Here is a 21,882-nt window from a genome sequence, read left to right on the forward strand (position 1 = left end):
CGTGCTGAGAACGGGCCGGTACGACTCCTTTTTGGTGGCAAACGCAATCCATCTGTCCAAGGGCACTCATCAGCAGGGGCCGACTGGACCTGACTTAGAGCTTGGTGGTGTCGCTGTGGTGCCCCAGGGGGTCTTGTGCAGCGCTTCGGCTGCCGCCAGCCTGGGAAAGCTTTTCGGAAGGTTTGGTTCGGCCACCACGGGGCCAAGCTTAGCCATCAGGACACCCCGCAAGCGATGAGGAACGGGCCGGGTAAAGCCCGGCGACGTCCTTTTGACATACGGGGAAACCAAGAAGGGCGCCGAGCCTTACCGGCGCTGCTTTGAGGGAGACGACGCCGGACTGCTACGGTTTCTAACGCAACGCTACTGATGAGACGACAGGGACCAGCACGACAGGGACTAGCTCTCGTCGCGACACGTTGACAGAATTGACGGCATCGAACGGCAAGGGCAGGGGCACCATCAAGCGAATTTCAAAACCGGTGCCTTAGCCGAGGGGTGGGTAGTCGCTGATAACATCAGGGTATACCCCCGCGTGACGTAACCCGCCGGCGACACGTCAACGTAACATCTGGGTTGACATCGACTATTTGTGACAAGGTAGCGTCGAGCCTAAACCTTGAGGTGACAGGCTATGGCTCGAATTGGTTACGCTCGCGTCAGCACAATTGATCAAGATCTCGAAAGCCAGCACTCAAAGCTCAAAGCTGAAGGCTGCGAAATCGTTCGTGCCGAGAAAGTGTCGGGTGGAAGCCGCGACGGACGCACCGAGCTAGCCACTGTTTTGGACTTTCTACGGCCAGGCGATGAACTGGTGGTGACAAGGCTGGACCGGCTCGGCCGCGATACACGCGACGTGCTAAATCTAATCTACGAGTGTGAGCAGAAAGGGGCATTCGTTACGGTACTTGACCCGCACGTTTCGACAAGAGGTGAGATGGGCCACATAGTGCTAACCGTTCTCGGCATGGTCGCCCAAATGGAGCGCCGTTTCATCAAAGAGCGCCAGCGTGACGGTATCGAACAGGCCAAACGCAATGGTGTCTACAAGGGTGGCCAGCAGCGCTTAGACTACCAACGTGTGATCCAACTCCATGGTGATGGGGTCAAACCCACCGAAATCGCGAAGGCTGTCGGCTGTTCTCGAATGCAGGTTTATCGAATTCTGAACGGCAGGTCTAAATTTCAACATGACCCGACCGAACCCTAACGTGCTCCGATTGCGTTTTGTCGTAAGGTGACTGCTTTTGCAATTAGCAGCGATACGCACTCCCCGCTAGATAAGCGAACTGATGAGAGCGGCCATTCGTTTCCGACCCGATGCTGTTTGCGCTGCTTGGAAACGCTGTGCAGTTCGGGCGCACAGTTGTCACCGTTAGTGGCAGGCGCGCGTTCTGCACACAAAAGTTATGGCGGAGTTTTCAAATGGCGGTTTGTTGACTTATTCTGGGCCGATATTGCTCAATACCTGGGTTTCTTACGCTCAGGCTTGACAATCGGGAGCGTCTGTTATCAATTTACGTAGAATTTTCATGCAGGGGAAGGTTTCCGCGACGAAGCTTCATTCCTTGCATCGATGCGTAGCTTTGCCTGCAGCTCTTCTTCTTTGCATTGAGGGGGTCGGTTATGGTCAACAAGCGTCCCTATCAGCCATTCTATCTATTGGTGACAGTCTACTGCTCACCAGCAGCCTCGTCATAGCGTCGAGAGGTTCGCGGCGAGCGCGTTAGGTTACCGTTCGCCAAATCTCCAACATCGATGCCGATCGACTTGCGACCATCAGCGGCCGCAAACGGGGCCGCTAGCGGCCACGTGCGGCATTAAGGGGGTAAGGCATGATAAACAGACGGGAACTGATGATAGGTACTGCTGCGCTCGGGGCTGCAGGTGTGGCCACCGCAACGCGAGCCGCGGACAACCTTGTCCGCTTTCCCCTTCATGTGTTTGCCCAAGACAGCGCCAAAATGGCCTCGTTCCGGCGCGGTGTTCAGGTCATGCGGAGTCGTCCACCATCGGATCCGACGAGTTGGTTCTTCCAGGCTGCGATGCACGCCGTGAGCCAAGAAGCCTTCGAAGACGCCGCGCTTGCCGATCCCAAAATCCTTGAGGTGAGAGATTTCTTCAACCAATGCCCGCATTTTGGGGCACCATCGGCCGAGTTTCTGCCGTGGCACCGCGCTTACCTATATTTCTTCGAGCGCATCCTTCGCGCAGCAAGCGGCAATCCGGCGCTGACCCTGCCCTACTGGGACTATACAAATGAGGCGCAGCGGACCTTTCCTCGTGAGTTCGCGAGGTTCGTAGTACCTGGTTCCGGTGGCAATGAAGTGAACCCACTTTACCACCGCAATCGCCAGCTCTCCTTTGTCGCCGGAACACATGCGCTGACAGCTGAGGCGGTTGCGATCGACGACCTCATGCTTGAGCCGAATTTCTTCGGCCGGACAGACGAGGACGGGTTTGGAGGCGGACTTAGCGACGCAGACGCAGGAACGAAGGGTCTCATCGAGCGACGTCCGCACGATCAGCTCCATTTCGCGATCGGGGGCCAAATCGGCGACGTCAGCGGGGCGATGGCGGATGTGCCCAGGGCAGCGTTTGACCCCATCTTTTGGGTCCATCACAGCAACATCGACCGCATCTGGGCGATTTGGTCGGGCGATCCCGGCCGTAAGTGGGGTGCACTACCACCCGCGTCGTATTTTGATACGGATGCTTGGATTTTCTTCGACGGGGACGGAACGCAAAAGACCGTTCAACGTAGGATCTATTTCAACCACCGTGATCTCGGATATGTGTACGCCGACGAGGACCTTTCCAAGGCGCCACTCGCGTTGCCCCCAGCGACTGGCGGGAATCCAGGCGTGTTCGATGTCGCGGCGAGGTCCCGAGCCGTCATCGCGGCGACGCGAGCCCTTGTGTTCTCCTCAACTGAACCTACCGTCGTCAACTTCTCCGACACCGCCAAGTTCGACAGTGCCGATACGACGCTGCAAGACGCCATGGCATCCGACGTTAATGACATCCTTGTCGCCTTCAATGGATTGTCGTTTCGCAACGCGCCGTTGTCGGGCTTTGACGTGTACGTCAATCCGGGACCGGCGGACACTCGGGCGTCGTCCCCTTACCTCGGCACCCTGGGCCTGTTTGGACTGGATCACAGCCATCACGGGCCGGCGGGGTCGCAGTCATTCAACGTCACTGAACGCCTTCGCGCGATGCCAAAGACGTCCGATCTGATCATCAAGATCGTTCCCTTCGACTTGCTTACAAGTGACAGTGAAGGCCCGTTGCGCAATGGGGTCGAACTGGAGGTCGCATCGATCGAACTTCAAGCGGTTTCGCGCTAATGGCGTTGCGCTTGGCAAAGCTCAGGAGCTTAATGCTCGCCCTGGTCCCAGCGTTAATCGCTTGCGCGACAGACACCTCCGCCGCCGACAGCAACGATCTCGTCTTCGTTGATTTTGAATATGCAAACCAGCCCATACCGCCCGAATTGGTATCTTACGTGGCGAGGTTTGGGGCCCGCACGTCCTACAGGGTCATTCCCGGAGCCCGGCTCGGCACGTATGTGGAGGTTTTGTGCGGTGAGGACACCCTCCGCAACAACGACTTGTTCCGGGAAACGCTCAAATTGCAGGGCACCGACGTCGGGGCTGACGGCGGTATCAAGCTTGACGATGCCGGCACGACGTTGCAGTTCCCACCCTGCCTGCCGGCGCCGAAGACCGAGAGAGCGCCGACGTTCGCGAACCGCGAGGCCACATTATGGGGGTATTTTACCCGTGCAGGCGGTGAGAATGCCCTCGGGATGCCCTTCGGCCCCGCAGGACAGGGCGTGCCCACCAAACTGACCAGCAGCAATTCCGATCCCGGTTCTGGCTCAGCAACCTATCTCAATTCGATCGGGCTGGATTTGAACGCCTATTGCGGGAACACGCTCTCCGCCCCATGCTCGCAGGACGGTCCTGCCATTCCGTCCAACGACGACCTTATCGTGAAGGAGGCGTTGAAAAGGGCTGCCAAGATCGGCGTTGCTGCGGAACGTGCCGTGCCGGAGACTTTTCTGGCCGGAAACGAGCTTGTCCGCAGCGGAGTGGATCGTGACCTTGTTGCCTCCGCTCTAGACAACGTTTTGAGCGGAAACGATGCCGACGCCGTCAAATTCGCCCTGAAACAATATAGCGAACCAAACGGCGGGCTTTCTGCCGAGCAGTGGAAGCAGGTCTGGGAGCGCGATGCGCCAGGCACATCGGATACGCAAAGTTTCCAGCGATCCGTCGAATGGATCGTTCCCCCTGGTGAGACGCGCCGGCATTCGAAGCTCGCCCTGGGTGACATGGTGGTCACGCTTGTGCCAGTCCGGCAGCAAACGGAAATCCCCATTGACCTGGCCGCCGTCAGAAAGTTTGACACCGGTTCAGCAACGGAAAGCGTGAAAGCGGCTTTCTCCGGCGCGAGTCCTGCGCCGGAGATAAAGGAACAGAGTGGATTCCCGATCCTCTCGGCGGCGAGCGACCAGTGCACGTCGAAAGAGCAGTTGAACTGGGGGACGAAGGCATTCGCCGACGAGTTCCTGCGAACTCTCGCTCAATCTCGCGTCGAGGCGTACCTGCAGGGAAAACATACCAGCACGGCCATTATCAGGATTCTGGATTCCGGCTTTGTGTCTGCGCACGATGACCAAGATGCGTTTCCAGATACGCTATTCACCACCTCGACGACAAATCCCCGTGACAGGGCTGAGACCGAAATGGGCAAAGACTTTACGCACGGGACGGCCGTCGCAGGCGTGGCGTTGGGTGGTCCGAGCCTGCGCGGTGTGTTGCCGGCACTGGGGATTCAGATCCAAATCCAACCGAGGAAAGTCTATTCGACCGCCAACGGAACGACCTTTCTGAACTACACGAAATTCGAAAGCGCGTTCGCCGAGTCGGACGTGAACGTTTTCAATCTGAGCTTCACATCGACCGATGAGGACAAAATCTTCAGCACGTTGACGAAATACGGAAAGAATAAACTGATCATCGTTGCCGCCGGCAACAACAATCTGAACAATGCTGACCAGGGCGTCGATATCGGTGTCGGCAACCTTTTCCCCCAAAGCTGGGGGGCGAGAACCGGCGATTGGCCCACCTTGCTTACGGTGGGTTCGCTCGATGGCCGCAAGCGCGCAAGTTTCTCCAATTATTCCAAGACCGCAGTACGGATAGCTGCCCCCGGCTGCCACATCGCCAGTTGGATTCCCGACAGCACGAACGATCATTACGTTGAAGGCGAGTTCAACGGCACGTCGTTTTCCGCCCCGATGGTCGCCTACGTGGCCGCGATCGTCGCGGCGCTGGCGCCGGAGGGCGCCAACGGTTCGAACCAGGTCGCGATGAGGATTCTCGCGTCCGCCGACCTGCTCCCCGAACTCGACGGTATCGAAGATGGCAGGGCTCTTAATCCGATCAAGGCGATCTCTCTATACGAGGATGTCGTGGACGTTGTGTTGAAAGGGACGGTGACTCGCTTGACGGGTAGCTTCGGCGATATCCACCTGGACGACTTCTGCAAGGGCGGCTTCAGCAACCCGGTCGACGCGAAGATCATCAAGATCGCCAAGGATCCATCTGACCCTACAGGCAAGCGGTTTCTTTACTACCTCGATAAAGGGGGGGCGTTTCACAGCAACACATGCGAAGCGAATGCTACCCAACTGAGCCTGAAAAAACGGGGCGGCGAGAGAGTGACCGTGCTGACGACTGATATCAAAGACCTGGTTCCAAGGATGCAATGATGCGCAAGCTCGCGATTGTTTTGGTTTCAATGATGGCGTTATGCCCGTGGGGCGACTTGATGGCTCAGGATGGCGTTTCGGTCAAAACGCTTCCTGAGCAGGCCGGCAGCGGCGACCCTGTCACACTCAACCTAGCGGTGGGTGGCGGCCTGAGACAGATTTCCGTTTTGCGTAGTGCCCAGGATGAGGCGCTCTACCAGGGAGACATTATCCTCGGCCCGATGGCGAACTTGGCATCGCTGGCAGATGGAACAAATCTCATGTCTCTTTCGGAGCCGGTCCTCTTTGGCCTGGGTGCCCGCGATGAGAAACTGCGTTGGCCCGGCGAGGTGATGCGTTACAGGATCGACGCCTCCTTGAAGGACAAGCAGCGCGTCTACTCCGCGCTGGCGGCATGGGAGGATGCCGCACAGGTAAAATTCGAGGAGATTGCTAAGCCGGAAGGCAACTACGTCGAGTTCGTTGCCGGCGACGGCTGTAGCTCAAGCGTGGGGATGATCGGAGGGAGGCAGGTCATCAATCTTGCCGACAGTTGCTCGACGGGCAACGCGATGCATGAGATCGGGCATGCACTGGGTCTTCATCACGAGCAGGCGCGAGAAGATCGAGGGCAGCATGTCGTCGTATTGGAAGAGAACATTATTAGTTTTTACAAGGGCAATTTTCGAAGGGATCCAGTCAATTTTGAGGACGTCGGACAGTACTGCTACGGTTCGTTGATGCACTACGGTCCATATGCCTTCTCGAAAAGCCCCGACGTCCTCAAGACAATCGAGACGGTTCCCGAAGGCATCGAGATCGGGCAGCGCTCCTATATTGCCGACTGCGATGTCGACGCAGTCCGAACCCTTTATACGAACGGCGGCATTGCAATGGATCCGCCCAAAGTCGGTTTTGAAGGCAAGCTCGAGCTTTTTCCGGAGGGCTGTCGCGACCACGGGCTCTGCTATCTGAAGAATGACATATATTTCACCGACAAGTCGAACGTGCGCTGGAAGGCGCCGGCGCGCAACGCCGCTTGGGGCGCTGCGGTGCACAGTGGCTCGACGGATGGGGCATCAATACCCAAATGGGCACAGGCGGTTGTCGGGCAGCCGTTCGACGAGCAGTATCTCATGGCCGCCGCTTTGCATGACCACTATTGCTACAAGGAGAACTTGGTTCGCCCATGGCGTCAGACGCACCGCATGTTCTATGACGCCATGGTTGCCCTTAAGGTCCCTGCCGTGAAAGCCAAGACCATGTACGCGGCGGTGTATCTCGGTGGCCCCAAGTGGGTTGAACTGGTTCCGGGTGAAAGCTGCGGGAAGAACTGTATTTTCGACGCTGCCGGGGGACCGGAGAAGCTTGTCGAGACCGGCGGAAAGGTCTGGCTCTACCGAGAGGCAGAAAATGACCCCGAGACAGGCCGGAAATTTGAGAACCTGAAAGCGACCATTGAGCAGTTTCCCGATATTTCACTGTCCGAAGTCGAGGCCCTATCGAACGCGTTCGACCATGACGTCTTTGCCGACAGAGGAGCTTCGGTGGTCCCGCAAGATGCCGCAGATTTGGCCTTCATCAGCAAGTAGCTGACGGCTGACGCGATGCCGTGCACTTCTGGATCGAGAGAGCGGGACAGGTAAAGGGACAAATCGTCGTGACGCGGACGTTCGGCAGGATTTCGCACATCCGCCGCCACCCCAGGACCCGCATCCGGTCAAAACGGATCGCGCTGGGTCGCCAGCGAGCGCTCCGACTTCAATCCAAGCAGAATCTGTGACAGCCTTTCCAAGGCAACCGAAGTTGGGCCGGAAGGGGACTGGCAGCTACTTGGAAAGTGAGGCTGGGAAAACAGAGGTACTGGACTCCCCAAGTAGCGCGCGTGCGATCATTCAAGCCGGGTCGAAATGCTGCTGGCAGCGTGGGCTCGTGTCCTTTGGCGGACAAGGCCTGGGACGCGGCGGAGTCGGCAAACTGAAATCGTGCGGCTCAAACTTCACCGTAATGGTGTTGCCGGTCGTCCCCTTGAACTCGCCGTTGGCGGCTAAGGCCACTGGGGCAAGTCCGATGCTGACTTTGCCGTTCACGTCCTTCACCACGGTGATGGACATCTTGAAGATGTTTGCGTCCGCTGAACCCTTCTTGAGCCTAAGACAGATGTCGCTGGCGTCGTCTCCACTCTGCAGAGCCGCACTCCATAGATTGACCATCGCTTTGGCCATCGGAGCTCTCTCAAGCATGTCGGAAGCATACGGAACAGCCTTGCTGCTGGACGACACTTCTTCCTGAATAAGGAGGGTCTGGCTGTCGGTAGTGACCTGGCTTGCTCCGACAGAACCCCCGGCTGTGGCGCCTCCCCCGATTGGTCCTGGTCCCAATGAGGCGCCAACGCCAGCGGTTCCTTCTGACGTGGAAAGAAGCTCCATTTTTACGGAGACGATGTCAAAGCCGAGCATCCCATTGCCGCAGACCTTGGTCCGAGATTTTGCAACAACAGCGACATAGCCAAGCGACGAATTTTGATAGGCCGAATAGACACTTATCTGTCGCTTTACCTCGGCGATGACCTTGTAGATATCCGTCTGACTGATCGGCTGGAGGTCGCTGAAAGATGTTGAAACGCAACCTTGCAAGACGGCACAAATCAGTGCCGCGAAAACGAACAGCTTTCGCATACGGATTCCCCCATGTACTTCTGAAGAGTATTGCTGCGCGTTTTTTATTGAGCTTGCAACTTGAATCAACTTATGTCGCGAAACTTTTTTGGGTGTTTACGGTAAGCAACGTCGCCAAGCAGGCGTACTTATTTTTGAGTACGCAGTTTGACCTGCCAAGACCCACAGAAAGGCGGATAGACATCGTTATTGTGAGCAGCACTAGGAAGGACAACGGTCCCGGCGAAGTTGGAGGCGACGCGGAAAAACTAGTCGAAAACTGGACGCCCGCTTCCGGCGACGAATCAGAATCACCCTACGTGGATTGCCGATGCCGCCGCACCGCGACTCGTGGCATCACCATTGGTGACGTCTGAGTTGGGCATAGGCAAGGAGTGGGGCGCAAAGCTGGCATTCGCTTGATTTAACCTGCATCTACATCGAGCCGGTTTGTCGCCATGTCACATCGAGGTTTAGGTTCAACTCCACCCTGTCACAAATGGTCGATGTTAACCCAGATGTTACGCCATGCCTTACCAGTCTAGTTACGTCGCCTCAGGGTATACCTTGATGTTATCAACCGCCCTCGTCTTCTGGTAAACCCAACAGACTTGTAACAAGCGACCCAGTTGGTCAATGTAGTGACGGCAGCTAGGGGAAGGCTCGCATAAGACGAGCCAATTTGGGGTAGTCAGATGAGTTCCGAAGAAAACAGTGTCGTCAACTTAATAGGGATGGCGCGGACGGCTACTGCCGGTGGCAATCAGCAGGAAGCTTTCAGCTACTACAATAGGGTTTTAGAAATCGATCCGACGATTTCCGAGGCTTGGGTCGGAAAGGGCAAGGCAGCTGGATGGCAATCGTCACTAGCTAATTTTCGCCTAAACGAAACTCTGATTGCCTTTAGTCACGCTCTAGCGACAACTCCAGAGGCGGCGAAAACAACGGTCACAAACGAGGTTGTTGGAGAGGTCAATGCCATCGTCGTTGCCCTATACCGAATCGCACGTGACCATATGGTTGAGTATGCTGCGTTGGACAACACTTGGCAAAGCTATCTCGTACACGTATCTCAGATGATCGATGCACTCGACAAGGCCAGAATGTGGTCGCCAACAGATCGGACCACGCTCGATAACATTGTCCACCTCTGTAAAGACAACATCGAAGGCTATACCTTTCGGGACAGATTCAACAACGGCATACCGGTAGCGCTAGGTATCACGGACAGCTACGAGCAGCTGCTCAGATCAAGGATGGATCAAGCGGTGGCAGCTATCCGCTCAATTGACGGGACGTATTCACCACCCGTGATAGAGAAGAAGAAGGCCGACGCCTGTTTTGTTGTCACAGCGACCTTGGGAGATTATGACCATCCTAAAGTCGTGCTGCTGCGAGAATTCCGCGATGAATGGATATTAAAGAAGTGGTGGGGAAAGGCCTTCATCGACACCTACTATAGGATCGGACCTTCGCTAGCTTCGGTGATAAAGAGAAGCACACTCCTTCGGAAAATCTCGTTCCTCATTGTGGTGCGACCAGCGGCTCGTTTCGCGCATACTCGGTTGCGCAAACTGCCCTATGAGGGTGATCGGAACCTTCGCTGATTGCAATCGCGTGTTCTGCAATTGGACTCGGCAGATAAGGCTGAGAACCGTCACCACACGTGAACCTGCAAGCTGATGGATATCTAATGGTCATTAACCTACACGAGCGCCTTTCAGAATTCTCATACGGATATGGGGTCACACGTGAGATTGAATCGCTTCTGCAGCTGTTTGGCTGCACGGCCACCCCTTTCCTCCCCAGTCTAATTCACGAAGAAGAGCTAGGATTTGACGTTTCGTTCAGCTCGACGGGTGGAATTTTGCTGGCTCAATTTAAGCTTGGCCAGCAACTTGAACGTTTCCGTCGAACTGCCAACGAGACAACGGTCCCGACGCTCGATCATCCATTCTGGCAGTTTCGTGTTGATGTCGGAGGACATCAGTTCCAAAGGCTAATAGAGTTCGAAACCAGCGGCGCGCAAGTGTTCTATTCAGCTCCACGGTTCGCAACATGGCAGGCCTACGATGCCGCATATCAGTCCGACAACGTCCTCAGTCGATCGCTGTTGATCAAACCCTCGGACATACTCGCCGCGCTCGCCGGTGCCAGCGGCATACATCGTATAGTTTACGACATAACCCGGCGCTACGTATGCTCAGATCCCCGCATTGTGCGAGAATATAGCCCAGAGCAAATGGCGGCGTCAGTGCGCGAGAACCTCCAAAAGGAAAATCGCTCTCTGGGGGAACAAATCGAACGGCTCTACCAACGCAAGAGGCCGAGACGCGGCCCCGGCGCCCTCCAAATGAGGCGCATAGACTCACTCATGGAGCGCGCTAAGAACGAACTCGACGGAATGGCTGCAGTTGTTGCGCTCGAAGCATGGACTCAGGGGGCTCAGCTCATTTTTGTCGGGACTCAACTGCAGGCTTGATTGTCAAGTAAGTTTAAAATGGACTCTGCCCAAGAGTTAATAAAGCAATCAAATCGTCTATGTCAGCATGAAATTCATTAGCATCACGAACCTGCTCCTCGAATAGCTTCTTGTGCTCAGGATTATTGTCGTCCTGCACATAATGGTCGAGGCTGCTAGCAAGTTTGGCAATCTCCATGCTGGCTTTCATGAGCAAATCTTTAACGTTCGTCATCTCAGAGCTGTCCATTCGATCTCCTTTTGTTCAGAAATCCATTTCCTGCCGGAATGCGGATACGTGGGAACTTCGTGCAAGGTTGCTCGACGAAAAGAAGCCGCCACATTCTTCCCGTTTCGAGCACATTGCACACTCCTCGACGTACTCGTTTTTCCAGTCACTGATCGACCGCTTTGCGTACTTATGTATCGATCCGTCGATGAGGCAAAGCTGGTGGTTATAAACTGAAACATTGATCCTGGCCGCAGCCAGATATTGCACAGCCGCCCGCAACTCACTTCGATAGTCGTACGGGTCCATCCAGAGCTTATCCATATTTGCCCTTGTGAAGCCAGTGATCTCCAGCCCCATGAACGTCACGTGGTCTACGAAGGTGAGGTTTCTAAAAATGAAATCTGACAGATCGGCGAGACCTTCATAGGTCTGCTTGTGAACGACCACTCGTATTTCAACCTCAGCCCCAACGGCCTTCAGGTTCATGATCCCGCGGATGGTCTCATCAAAAGCGCCCCTGGATTGAACCACATAGTCGTGGATCTCCGGGTCCGCCGAGTAGATCGGTATGCCTACCGAAAGGCGGCGATGTCCAATCGCTTGATACCGCTCTGCGAATTGCCGGTCCTTAAATGTTCGGCCGTTGGAAAGAATATGAACTGGCGTAAAAGGAAGGTGGTCACGAGCCGAGGACAAAATGTCAAAAAAGTCCTCCCCCACCAGCGTCGGCTCACCGCCGGTGATCCCGAGAAACGGGGTCGTTGCAGGCAGCAGGGGCAGCACGTCCAGGATTTCCCGCGCCAGCCAGCGATCGTCAACGTCCTTAGGTGGCTGCGAGCACATCAAGCACAGGTGGTTGCAGCGTTCCGTGACGAGGAAATAGTTGGCGTTGGCACCCTTTCTGAATAGCACGCGCACAGCTTTGCGGTCCGGGACAAAGCGGATGACGTCGCCCTCACCGAGATAGTCGAAATCGTTTGGCAGAACGACGAGCCGGTGGCTGGAAAACAGGCGCTCAGCTTCTGGCCGATGCTCCTCAAAGGTGACAACCCACTGGCATTCAGAATGAAACGCCTGTCCTTTGAAAAGATACGCATCATGCTCCGGATTAGGCGCTTGATCAGCTTGGCCCGTCACGAGCCTAAGTGCCACTCGCTGAGAGAAATCACCGATGCTTGCTGACGCAGCGAACCCACTCAGTCGCAACATCTTAGTTCGCCCAGCTTAGAAACAGTTCCCGAGCGGTGACGTCGCTTTCCATAAGCGCAATCAGCCGCTTGAAGATCGACATATTGCGGTTGCAGAATCCCGACCGCGTTTTGAGGCCAACAAAGTCGCCCTGCGTTGCGGTATGGAACACTGGATCGGAGCCACAGAAGGGTTCGTAAGCGCAGTCGGCGCACATCGGTACGGAGCCTGCAAAAGACTGCTCGATAGGATCGAGGAGAGCATCGGACCCGAAAATCTCACCGTAGGTGTTTTCGTGGACATTCCCGAGCAGAAATGTCTTGTCGCCCATTTCGGCCAACATTCGCGCTTCGTCGGACGCGTAGACGCTGGCGTCATAGTTGTAGACAACAGCAGAGATACCGATGCCTGCCGGGCTCATCAGGTCCACATATCCCGGCTCGAAGGGCGTGAGCATCTTTGTAAGGATGGTGGCCGCGTAAAACTCCTTGAAGGGAATGCCTTTCCGATTCAGTTCGAGGATGTAGTTCAGCCCGTCGAAATAGAAGTCGAGCCAGCGGTCCACATCGTAGGCGGCGTATGATTTTGTCTTGACCGCGAAGCCGTAAGGGGAAAGCGGCCGAAGGAATATTCCGGGGAAATCTAGCCGCACGTATTCGTCAATGATCTCGCGCACCAGTGGAAGGCTGGCTTTGGTCGTCGTCATAAGTGCGCTGACGCGTTCATGGCCGAGAGCCAGTCTGGCCTTGTCGATACCTGCCACAACCAATTCATAGCTGTTCTTTCCCGGGCGCGGTCGATTGGCATTGTGAAGAGTGGCCGGACCATCAAGCGACGTAGAAATTAGGACGCTGTGCTCGCGGCAAAACTCCAAGATTTCGTCCGTAACGACAGCGAGATTCGTCGTGATAACGAATTGCAGCGACCGCCCGGCGACCTTGTTGATCGCTTCAGCCCGATGCACGACGTGTTGGATCAACGGGAAATTCAGAAGCGGCTCGCCGCCTTGGAACTCGATCTTGATAGCCGGACTTGGAGACTGGAAAATGAGCGCCAACGCCTTCTCGGCAGTCTCCTCTGACATATCGAAGGCTGAACGATCTTCGCTTTGGCGAGATACCTGACAGTAGGGGCAGGAGTGCTCGCAACGCAGCGATACGACCATAATGTGAAGCGATGTGAAGTTCTCCAGCCTTTTTGCCTTGGTCCGAACCTTCAGCGCCAGCAGCTCCTTGCCGATATTGGAGGATGCATCAAAGAGGAATTGCCTGCTGCGCAGGCGGGAGTAGGCAGGGTGTGTGCTGGGAAGCTCGTGCTTGACAAACGAAGCCAGCACGGCGCGCGGCAATACCAGATATTCGCCCGCTTGGTTGGTCAGCACATACCGCTCGTCGTCCAACTGGGAAAAACGGAAGTACGCGAGCTGATATGTGTCGTCCAACGGTCGTTGGAACTCAGTTGCCGGAGCAAACTTAGTCATCGGACTGTAGGCCCGATCTGGAAAACGCAAGCGCCAGTATCGCGTTTCTAACAGTGGCGGTTTCGGCGGCGATGCTGCTACGCAGGTCCTGATCCAAGACCTCTAGCCGCAGTCTTTCTACCGCTGCGTCGGCCGAAGTTCGCGCGGCCGCCTTGCTGAAGTTGATCGTGCATACTGCGAAGCCGCCTTCGATCGTGATCTCAACCGCAGCGTTGCCGGTTACCCGATACGCTGCGCGCTTCACACAGTCGAGGCTGAAGACTGACAGATCAAACTTGACTTGGGCAGTCTGGACGAGCTCGCTATCGCGAGAGGTGTCCGACATCAACAATAGCTGTAGCCAGAGCAGTGAGACCCATGACTAGCATGGCTTGAATGGCTGGTATGGTACGCCATGATGACGTCTGTACCATTTGAGCGGTCGAGCACCTCACCGTAGCCGAGGTCCGCCGGAACAATGCCAGCTTCAGCGAGCTTGGCCGAAGGCTGATTTGCCGATTCGACAAGGACTGCAGCCTGAACTTGGCCACCGAGAATCATCGTGGCCGACAAGGCCATTGGTGACAGGAAATTGCGTTTCGACATTATCCAAACCCCCGTTTGTACGGACTCATTAGCAAAACGCGCCAAGCCGGACAAGTACCGATTGTGGAGAAGTGCTTAAGAGATCACTAATGTTCAAGCCAAATACTGTGGTGAGAAGATGACGTTCACCCTTCTGAGCACAATCAAATCGGTCATTTTCGCCCTAAACGCGGGAAGTCACCTCCCATGACCCGTGCAACATAAGCAATCGCGCCGTGTTTTTTGATGGTTGCGGCGTCGCAGCTATCGCAGCAAGCGGTGTGGCGGATTATCGGCGCACGTGTTCCAAAAACCCATTCAAGGATCCGCTCTGCGATGCTCAGTTTGTGCCGTCCCTCGCTATCGCCGAAATAGTTGCGGATTGAATTGCGAAAACAAGAAGTCGAGCGGAGCATCCCGGCCACTTGATCGATGTTCCGGGTCCGCTGCTCCAGCATGACCGCTTTTTGGTGCTCATCCCCCGGTGCATTCGAGACAGTCATCTCGGCCATGAATTTGAGGCGTCCCATATCACCTCGACCTTTACCGTCGTGAAACATGACCGAGACCGACGGCTTCCCATCTCTTCCAGCGCGGCCAAACTCCTGCAACAGGTCTTCAACAGATGCTGATTGTTGCCAGTGCACCACCAGCCGCACGTTAGGAACGTCGAGGCCCATGCCAAAGGCGTTGGTGCAGACAATCTGATCGACCACTGGGCGGCTCTGCCCCAAGAAGCGCTTCACGAGTTCCTGCCGCTCCCATGCAGTTCCCAGTTTGGAATGATAGAATGGGATGTCCAAGCCCATCGCTGACAGAGCAGTCCGCAGTTCGTCACCCACTTTTACCGTAGGGACGAAAATCATCGCCTTCTGCCCCTTCAACTGGGGCAGCGCCAGCATGGATGCTATTTCCTGCGCTCGCTGTTCAGATCGACAATGTCGTCGCAACATCGCGATGTTTGGCCTATCCACATCGCGGACAAACACCTTAGCGTCCGGGATGCCAAGCGAGGCGAGAATCCGGTCCTGCATTTCCTTTCCAGCAGTAGCAGTGAAAGCCAAGACCGGGGGAGCACCGAGCTTTTCCCGAACCTCTCGCAAGCGCCCGTACTCGGGGCGAAAGTCGTCACCCCAGCGATCAACGCAATGGGCCTCGTCTATGATAAGAAAGGACGGCTCGCTGCGCTTGAGTTGGCTGCGCTCCGCATCGCTGCGAACGAAAAACCGCTCCGGCGCAACATAGAGGAGCTTTATCGCCTTGAGGCCAAGCAGAGAAAAGCGGATCTCCTTCTCGTCGCGGCTGAGATCACTGTTGATGAACGTTGCCGGTATTTTCTTGGCTAGAAGGTCGGACACCTGTTCGGACATGAGCGCCTTCAAGGGAGAGACCACAAGGGCGACCCCACGTCTCAGCATGGCAGGAAGTTGAAAGCACAAGGTTTTGCCGGAGCCTGTCGGGCTAACAACCAGTATGGATTTCCCTGAGAGAGCCGCCAAAATGATTGGGAGCTGACCGTGACGAAATCGCTTCAGCCCAAACAGCCGTAACGCGGGTCCGAAGTTGCCCGCCGCTTCGGTCACGATTTCCTCACGGTCTAGCCATTTGGCAAGTCGCACTGCCCATCTCTCAATCGCGCGTCTCGCGAGGCCACCTGCCAAGTTCGGGTGATGGCTCGCATGACAGCCATCGCAAAGCGACACCAAATTCGACAGCTCGTCTGTCCCGCCCATCGAGCGTGGTAGCAAGTGATGGACGTCTGCATCCGCCGACGTTAGCTTGAGGCGGCAAGAGACACAGCAGTGGCCGTCGCGTTGCAGCACCTGCTTCCGGACAACAGACCAACTACTGGATGGCGCGTTCAGATCAAATTTCCTCGATTTTAGTCAGCAGCTGGCGGCTATCGCTGGAAGCAGAGTCCAGTAGGAATAAGCGAACCTCCGTTAAAGCCGGGTGTAGAGCTGTTCACGGGGTGGACTGAGGGAGCGACCCACGCTTGCTGTAGCCGTTGCCGAGGACAAATCGGGGGTAAGATGAGAAAACTGGCGCAGGCTGCCGTTCTTCTATTTCTGGCCGCGTGGATCATCATGCCGCACACGAAGAACAACCCGCCGTCTAACTCCATCAGCGCGCCCACGGCTGTAATGCCGCCGAAGGCGACAAAGACAACCATTGCGACTCCCCGGCCTGCATCCACGTGCAGCATCGGACAGCCCGCCTCGAGCAACGTCGTCGCGGTGATAGATGAGTTCGCGCCAAGAACCGCGCCCTCAAACGAGGGCCACAAAATCAAGAATGAGAAAGCCTCATCGATCCTCGGATCCATTCGATACCACCAGATCGATTCCTCAACGACCGTGAAACAGCTATGCACGGAAGGAGATTGGAGCGAAGTCCAAATTGTTACGCCTGAATGGCTCACCCACGTTAGGGGCTGGGTGCCCACCAAGATCCTGCGGGGGATAGAGAGGACTAGCGCGGGCACTCGGGTGTACGTGGAAACAGATTTCATCTGGGACGACGACACCTCAAAGTTCATGCCTCAGATCGTCGCCGTCACGAACAAGATTGCGCAGGAGCATTCCGGTTGCTCCGATCTCGATACTGCGTCAGTGGCGTTGTCTCCATCGCGCAGCAAGCCCAAGGACCCGGTGTTCTTCGTGACCTGCAACCCTTCCTCCGGAGCACCCTTTAACGTCTGGTTCCGTCCGTCGGAGGCGGGGAAAACCTTCGCGGCCGTGACGCCGATCTCACAGAGTGATGCCGTGCTTGCCTGCGAGCGGGCGGCGAAGGCTGCCGCGACGCGCCCTTCGACTGTGGACTTCTCCAAGTTTCTGGATGTCGCCTATTCGGTCAGACAGGACGGGCGTGTAGCTCTTGACTCGACTTTCACGGCAAAGAACGCCTTCAACGTCCACGTGAAGTATACAATCCGGTGCCTCTTTGACGGCCGGACGCTCATCGAGAGCAGTATCGTCGAAGCCAACTAACGCGTCCCCATGGGGTATGGGGATTAGTGTGCTGGACGGTTTCCTAATCGGTGTGGCTTGCTCGCCCGAGGGCGCTCGAATGCCTCGTCACCAGCCTTACGGTGGCTTGTACGACTTGGGCCAAATCACAATCGATCATCACCGCTTGGAAATGTCCCGCAAACTAACTGGTGGCTACTGCACGATAGTTCTGCACGGGCCGCTTGTGCGGGATGCCAACAGCATTTTGGAAGTCTTCAGACACTTCCACAATACGATGTTCGTTGAGTATGCGGTTCTCTCAAATGGAAAGAGTTAGCGGCCCATAGGCGTGGCGAAATGGAGCATGATCCAGGGGGTTGGCAACTCCGCAACATCAAGCGGCTAGGCTTGGATCAGCCTTTTTGGCGAGCGAACATGCGACCACTGGATTTCTGTGTTCGTGACAGCGTCCAAACCCTAGGGGTTATCGGGCTTTGGGCAGAGCGACGGGGCCGTTTGCCTTCTATGTCTAATTGACTGAAGATTGGTGCTCTGCTGAAAGAATATGGCTCGCCCCAAACGTCACGCTGGAGCTTGCCTTGAAGCGACATCATGCCGTTCTGCGGAGCCAGCGCCACGCTCTCCCATGCTACGCCTCCCGGCTTGGCATTGTTACTCCCCTGCCTTTGCTATCAGAACTAATCGAACTGCAGGTGATGGAACTGGTCGTTCGACACGGTTTTTGGTGGGGCAATTCCCAAAGGCTCGCGCTAGACGAGGGTGTGGATGACGTTTACGCTGGTAGATCAATGGTTTTGATATGAGGTCAGCATGGTTAGGCGGACTTTCGGGTTGGCTCTCGCGATTGCAACATCTGTTTGTTCGGTGGCCTTTGCGCAAGAAACATGCATCTCAAATCAGAGTGACATTGAGCAAATCAAGTCGGAGTTTTCTTATCAGGATACCCCATCGGAGTTTGTGAAGGAAAAATGGCTCCAGGTCGAAGATGCCACCCGCCAGAGGATCGATTTCGATAGCCACGGCAACTCCTTTCACATGAAGCTCAATTTTAATGGAACCGAAGAAAAAAACCTGTCACGGTGGAAGGGAATTTATGAAGATGGCACTGACGAGCAGGGGGAGCATCAATTGTGTGTTCGCCTGTCATTGGAGGGGCCTTACAAAAACGAATGCGGCTATCTACTAACGGAGAACGGCGGCGCAGAAGATAACGTTGCGATTAGATTACTAATCCCGGGCTGTAATGGTTCGGCATCTGCTTATCGCGTCATCAGCGGATTTCTCTCCCCCCGAGGGTCAATATTTGGTCGCCCATTTCCGGGTGGACCAAATCTCGTTCGGGAAGGCAATTTTTCCGATTAGCCTGTATTAGCTCTTAAGCAGACGCCACATATCGCAACGGAACGTTAGGCAAACAGAGTGTCAAATTGTCCGGCAAGCAATATCTCTGTAGAAGGTAATATAAGCATTTTCGGTGATGACGAGTTTTCAGCTGACAAGCATCAAGATTTCGAGACTACGCCCGCCTCGGTCGATATCTCCGATTTGTCTCGCGAGCAACGCAAGCCTTCTTCTCGCAGACTGCCAGTCAGGATGTCTGGTTGGTGCCAGCGGAGAGTGAATCATGTGTAGCCGTGCGCGGGTCTTCGAATGACGTCAGTTAAGACAAGTGCGACAAATGGTGAGTGGATCGCGGTTCAAACCTCTGCCTTGGCAGAGAGAGATCCTGCAGCTACAGAACTCTCTCGAAACTTCTCGCAGGCCCTTCGATCACAAAACCTAATTATCTTAGCAGGCCTCGGAACGTCGCTATGCGTCAAGAGTAGCGAAGCTCGACTTGCCCCCACAATGCAAGATCTAAATGCGGCCGTAAGGCTGCGTTTCAAGGAGCTCGATAACTCAGCACCGTTGAAGGGGAATGTGAAGCGTTGGGAACGCTTCCTGTCTCTAGCCAATCTTTCAGGGGAAGATATCGATCTTGAGCAATTGCTCTCAAGGGCAAAGATTGCTTCCGAAATTCTTACATCTGATGACGCAAAGCTGGCAGAAGAGCTCTTGCAGGAGGCCGAATCGGCGATCCGCTCTAAAGTTGATTTCCTAAAGGACGATACGGATCTTTCTGTCCACGAAGCATTCCTCAGACGGGTGGCTCGAAGGTCTCCAAGACGTTCGCGAATCAAGCTCTTCACTACAAATTATGATTTGTGCTTTGAGATGGCAGCGCGCCGATCTGGGTTTATCGTCGTCGATGGTTTCGCATTTGGTAGTAACGCGATCTTCGATCCGATACAATTTTCATACGATGTAGTTCGGCGATCATCTGGTGATGAAAAGTCTGATTTCATCGAAAACCTTTTTCATATCCATAAATTGCATGGTTCAATTGATTGGGAATTGAGCAAAAAAGACGGTAGAATCAGCAAGGTTCCGGGTACGACGTCACCACTACTCATTTATCCGGTTTCGACAAAATACGAAATGGCCCTGAGCCAACCATACATAGAGATGATGGGGAGCCTTCAAGCATCTGTCCGTCTGAATAATACAACTTTGATTGTTGTCGGCTTTGGTTTTAATGACAAGCACATTGCCGAGCCGATTCTGGCAGCAATACGAGCAAATCTTTCACTTAACCTGATGATCATTGATCCCAGCCTTGCTGGCACGAGAAGCGAGGCCCTGAGGAGAACGAATTCCTATTTGGCTACCATAAGCGAATTGGTAGAAAAGGGCGACGGAAGGATAACTCTCGTCGCGGCCAAGTTTGAAGAAGTGATACCTTTTATCCCTGACATAATCGCTGAGACCGAACTGGAGCGCCACTCTGAAAGATTGAGGCAAATCGGTCAAAATGGCTAAACTCCAGATAGCTCCTTTTGAGCGCTCACGTTACCTTGGCTCGATCACTCAGGTTAACCCGCTTGAAGTTAGGGTCAACTTTCCCTTCGCTACCGAAATAGCTCCCTCTCAATACGCTGGTCATCGCGTGACCCGGGGGCAGGTTGGAGAATTCGTCGTTATCGAAGGACAATCGTTGGCCGTTCTCGGCAGAATTATGGACATTCGATTACCAGATCGAGACCGGCTGTCAGTTGAACCAGAGCGAGCGAGCGATCAAGCCGAACCCAATCCGATAGGAACAATACGCCTTTTAGGATCTGTGGAGATAGATACCGGCAAGTCCACGAGGGGCATCGCTGAGGCACCTCGGATCGGTGACTATGTGTTCCTAGCCCATCCAGAATTCATTCGTCACGCCATCGACATCACGGAACCAACCCAATCTGGCGGTGTATATTTAGGCCACCTAAGCGGAGCCAGCGAGACTAGGATTGTTATTTCACCGCTGGCACTCTTCGGAAGGCACTGTGCAGTTCTCGGATCAACTGGGGGTGGAAAAAGCTGGACAACAGCTCGTTTGGCGGAGCAACTTGCTGCACTCAGGGGCAAACTTCTTCTGATCGACCCTACCGGGGAATACCACACACTTGGCGGACTCGCTGATCATGTTCACCTCGGCGGCCAACGACAAGACGAAGACGACACGAGCCACTTTGTCTCATTCCCCTATAGACATCTGACGGAACTCGACTTGTTCGCGCTCTTCCAACCAAGTCCCGGAGTACAAGCTCCGAAATTACGGGATGCTATCGCCAGCTTAAAGCTTCTGGAAATTGTCCCGTCCTTGGGAACTGATGGAGAGCTAATTAAGGCGTTTGCGCTTAAAAAACCGATCAACTCGGCCTTGATCCAGAATGACGGGGCTATCAACGCGATATCTGCGAAATACAATATCAAGAAATTGAGCCACCAGATTTTACGCGAGTGCGTGAATCTTCAAGCTGGAGATCCAAAGAGTTGGGGCGGTGTCCATGAGAATTCCCAGAGCGCCTGCGTCACCCTCTCAATGCGCATCGAGTCGGCTATAAAATCTCCCCATCTTTCTCCGATTTTTAGCCCAGAACCCTACATGGAAGATCTTACAGCAACTTTTGACAATTTTCTTGCGGATAAAGACAAGCGAATATTACGTGTTTCAATGAGGTACTTGCCGTTTGAGCATCACTCACGTGAGTTAGTTGTCAATGCTATTGGCAGACATCTTCTAAACCGAGCCCGGATGGGACAATTTCACGAGATGCCATTGGTTGTCGCATTGGATGAGGCTCACCAGTTCCTCAACAAGTCGGTCGGTGACGAGTACAACAAGGTAACACTCGACGCGTTTGGCTTGATAGCCAAGGAAGGCCGGAAATATGGTCTCACCTGCCTTTTAGCTACGCAACGGCCGAGGGATGTGCCGGAGGATGTCCTAAGCCAGATAGGGATGTTCATAGTTCACCGGTTGATAAATCAACACGATCAGTCGGTCGTGATAAATGCGAGCGGGACCATAGACTCGTCTGTCGCTTCCTTTCTGCCTAACTTGCGCGAAGGAGAAGCGATGATCGTTGGCAGCCATGCGATCATGCCGCTGCCGATACAAGTTGCGATGCCGCGTTCGCAACCAGAAATTCCGGATAGAAAAGAGGCGACTTGGATAAATCCGTAGTCCCTTTTCGTTACC

Annotated in this window: 17 protein-coding genes; 10 read left to right on the forward strand and 7 right to left on the reverse strand. The window is 54.9% G+C overall.

Features of this window, described 5'->3' with window-relative positions:
* Positions 1-634 precede the first annotated feature (634 nt).
* The 4 genes from NLY36_RS20330 (at position 635) to NLY36_RS20345 (ending at position 7,353) form a co-directional block, all read left to right on the forward strand.
* The gene (locus NLY36_RS20330) at positions 635-1,210 is read left to right on the forward strand and encodes a recombinase family protein (RefSeq protein WP_023698874.1); all 576 of its coding nucleotides are present in this window, start codon (positions 635-637) and stop codon (positions 1,208-1,210) included.
* Positions 1,211-1,835: 625 nt separating this feature from the next.
* Positions 1,836-3,350 (forward strand): tyrosinase family protein, encoded by a 1,515-nt coding sequence (locus NLY36_RS20335; RefSeq protein ID WP_023698875.1) that lies wholly within the window; start codon positions 1,836-1,838, stop codon positions 3,348-3,350.
* A 32-nt stretch (positions 3,351-3,382) separates the two neighbouring features.
* Positions 3,383-5,782 carry a S8 family serine peptidase gene (locus NLY36_RS20340; protein ID WP_198020850.1) on the forward strand — a complete coding sequence of 800 codons (2,400 nt, stop codon included), beginning with the start codon at positions 3,383-3,385 and terminating at the stop codon, positions 5,780-5,782.
* Positions 5,782-7,353, forward strand: a complete 1,572-nt coding sequence (locus NLY36_RS20345) for a M12 family metallopeptidase (protein ID WP_197031294.1) — start codon at positions 5,782-5,784, stop codon at positions 7,351-7,353. The genes NLY36_RS20340 and NLY36_RS20345 overlap by 1 nt, the downstream gene beginning before the upstream one ends.
* A gap of 303 nt (positions 7,354-7,656) precedes the next feature.
* Here the strand turns inward: NLY36_RS20345 and NLY36_RS20350 are convergent, their stop codons facing one another.
* Positions 7,657-8,439, reverse strand: a complete 783-nt coding sequence (locus tag NLY36_RS20350) for a hypothetical protein (protein WP_023736246.1) — start codon at positions 8,437-8,439, stop codon at positions 7,657-7,659.
* A gap of 674 nt (positions 8,440-9,113) precedes the next feature.
* Here NLY36_RS20350 and NLY36_RS20355 point away from each other — a divergent pair.
* Together NLY36_RS20355 and NLY36_RS20360 are read left to right on the forward strand one after the other, a co-directional pair.
* Positions 9,114-10,025, forward strand: a complete 912-nt coding sequence (locus NLY36_RS20355) for a CFI-box-CTERM domain-containing protein (RefSeq protein ID WP_023736247.1) — start codon at positions 9,114-9,116, stop codon at positions 10,023-10,025.
* 86 nt (positions 10,026-10,111) lie between these two features.
* Positions 10,112-10,900 carry a hypothetical protein gene (locus tag NLY36_RS20360; RefSeq protein WP_156933221.1) on the forward strand — a complete coding sequence of 263 codons (789 nt, stop codon included), beginning with the start codon at positions 10,112-10,114 and terminating at the stop codon, positions 10,898-10,900.
* A gap of 13 nt (positions 10,901-10,913) precedes the next feature.
* On the opposite strand, the gene NLY36_RS20365 is transcribed toward NLY36_RS20360, so the two are convergent.
* The 6 genes from NLY36_RS20365 to NLY36_RS20390 form a co-directional block, all read right to left on the reverse strand.
* Entirely contained in the window at positions 10,914-11,129 is a 216-nt protein-coding gene (locus NLY36_RS20365) for a hypothetical protein (RefSeq protein ID WP_023736249.1), read from the reverse strand.
* Between the two features lie 15 nt (positions 11,130-11,144).
* Positions 11,145-12,320 (reverse strand): His-Xaa-Ser system radical SAM maturase HxsC, encoded by a 1,176-nt coding sequence (gene hxsC, locus NLY36_RS20370; RefSeq protein WP_023736250.1) that lies wholly within the window; start codon positions 12,318-12,320, stop codon positions 11,145-11,147.
* Position 12,321: 1 nt separating this feature from the next.
* On the reverse strand, positions 12,322-13,779 hold the full coding sequence (gene hxsB, locus NLY36_RS20375) for a His-Xaa-Ser system radical SAM maturase HxsB (RefSeq protein ID WP_023736251.1): 1,458 nt from the start codon (positions 13,777-13,779) through the stop codon (positions 12,322-12,324).
* Positions 13,772-14,104 (reverse strand): His-Xaa-Ser system protein HxsD, encoded by a 333-nt coding sequence (gene hxsD, locus NLY36_RS20380; RefSeq protein WP_023736252.1) that lies wholly within the window; start codon positions 14,102-14,104, stop codon positions 13,772-13,774. The genes hxsB and hxsD overlap by 8 nt, the downstream gene beginning before the upstream one ends.
* Positions 14,104-14,364, reverse strand: coding sequence for a hypothetical protein (locus tag NLY36_RS20385; protein ID WP_156933222.1), 261 nt, complete (start codon positions 14,362-14,364; stop codon positions 14,104-14,106). The genes hxsD and NLY36_RS20385 overlap by 1 nt, the downstream gene beginning before the upstream one ends.
* Before the next feature lie 152 nt (positions 14,365-14,516).
* Entirely contained in the window at positions 14,517-16,166 is a 1,650-nt protein-coding gene (locus NLY36_RS20390; protein WP_245260277.1) for a RecQ family ATP-dependent DNA helicase, read from the reverse strand.
* A gap of 210 nt (positions 16,167-16,376) precedes the next feature.
* On the opposite strand from NLY36_RS20390, the gene NLY36_RS20395 reads away from it, so the two are divergent.
* The 4 genes from NLY36_RS20395 to NLY36_RS20410 all read left to right on the forward strand — a co-directional run bounded on the left by NLY36_RS20395 (position 16,377) and on the right by NLY36_RS20410 (position 21,867).
* Complete coding sequence (locus tag NLY36_RS20395) at positions 16,377-17,333, forward strand: hypothetical protein (protein ID WP_023736254.1); 957 nt, start codon at positions 16,377-16,379, stop codon at positions 17,331-17,333.
* 813 nt (positions 17,334-18,146) lie between these two features.
* On the forward strand, positions 18,147-18,677 hold the full coding sequence (locus NLY36_RS20400; protein ID WP_156933223.1) for a hypothetical protein: 531 nt from the start codon (positions 18,147-18,149) through the stop codon (positions 18,675-18,677).
* 288 nt (positions 18,678-18,965) lie between these two features.
* Complete coding sequence (locus tag NLY36_RS20405) at positions 18,966-20,174, forward strand: SIR2 family protein (protein WP_031249244.1); 1,209 nt, start codon at positions 18,966-18,968, stop codon at positions 20,172-20,174.
* Positions 20,167-21,867, forward strand: coding sequence for a helicase HerA-like domain-containing protein (locus NLY36_RS20410; protein WP_023736258.1), 1,701 nt, complete (start codon positions 20,167-20,169; stop codon positions 21,865-21,867). Before NLY36_RS20405 ends, NLY36_RS20410 begins: the two co-directional genes overlap by 8 nt.
* The last annotated feature ends 15 nt before the right edge of the window (positions 21,868-21,882 follow it).

Source organism: Mesorhizobium sp. C399B, assembly GCF_030323185.1.
In the GTDB taxonomy this organism is placed as follows: Bacteria; Pseudomonadota; Alphaproteobacteria; order Rhizobiales; family Rhizobiaceae; genus Mesorhizobium.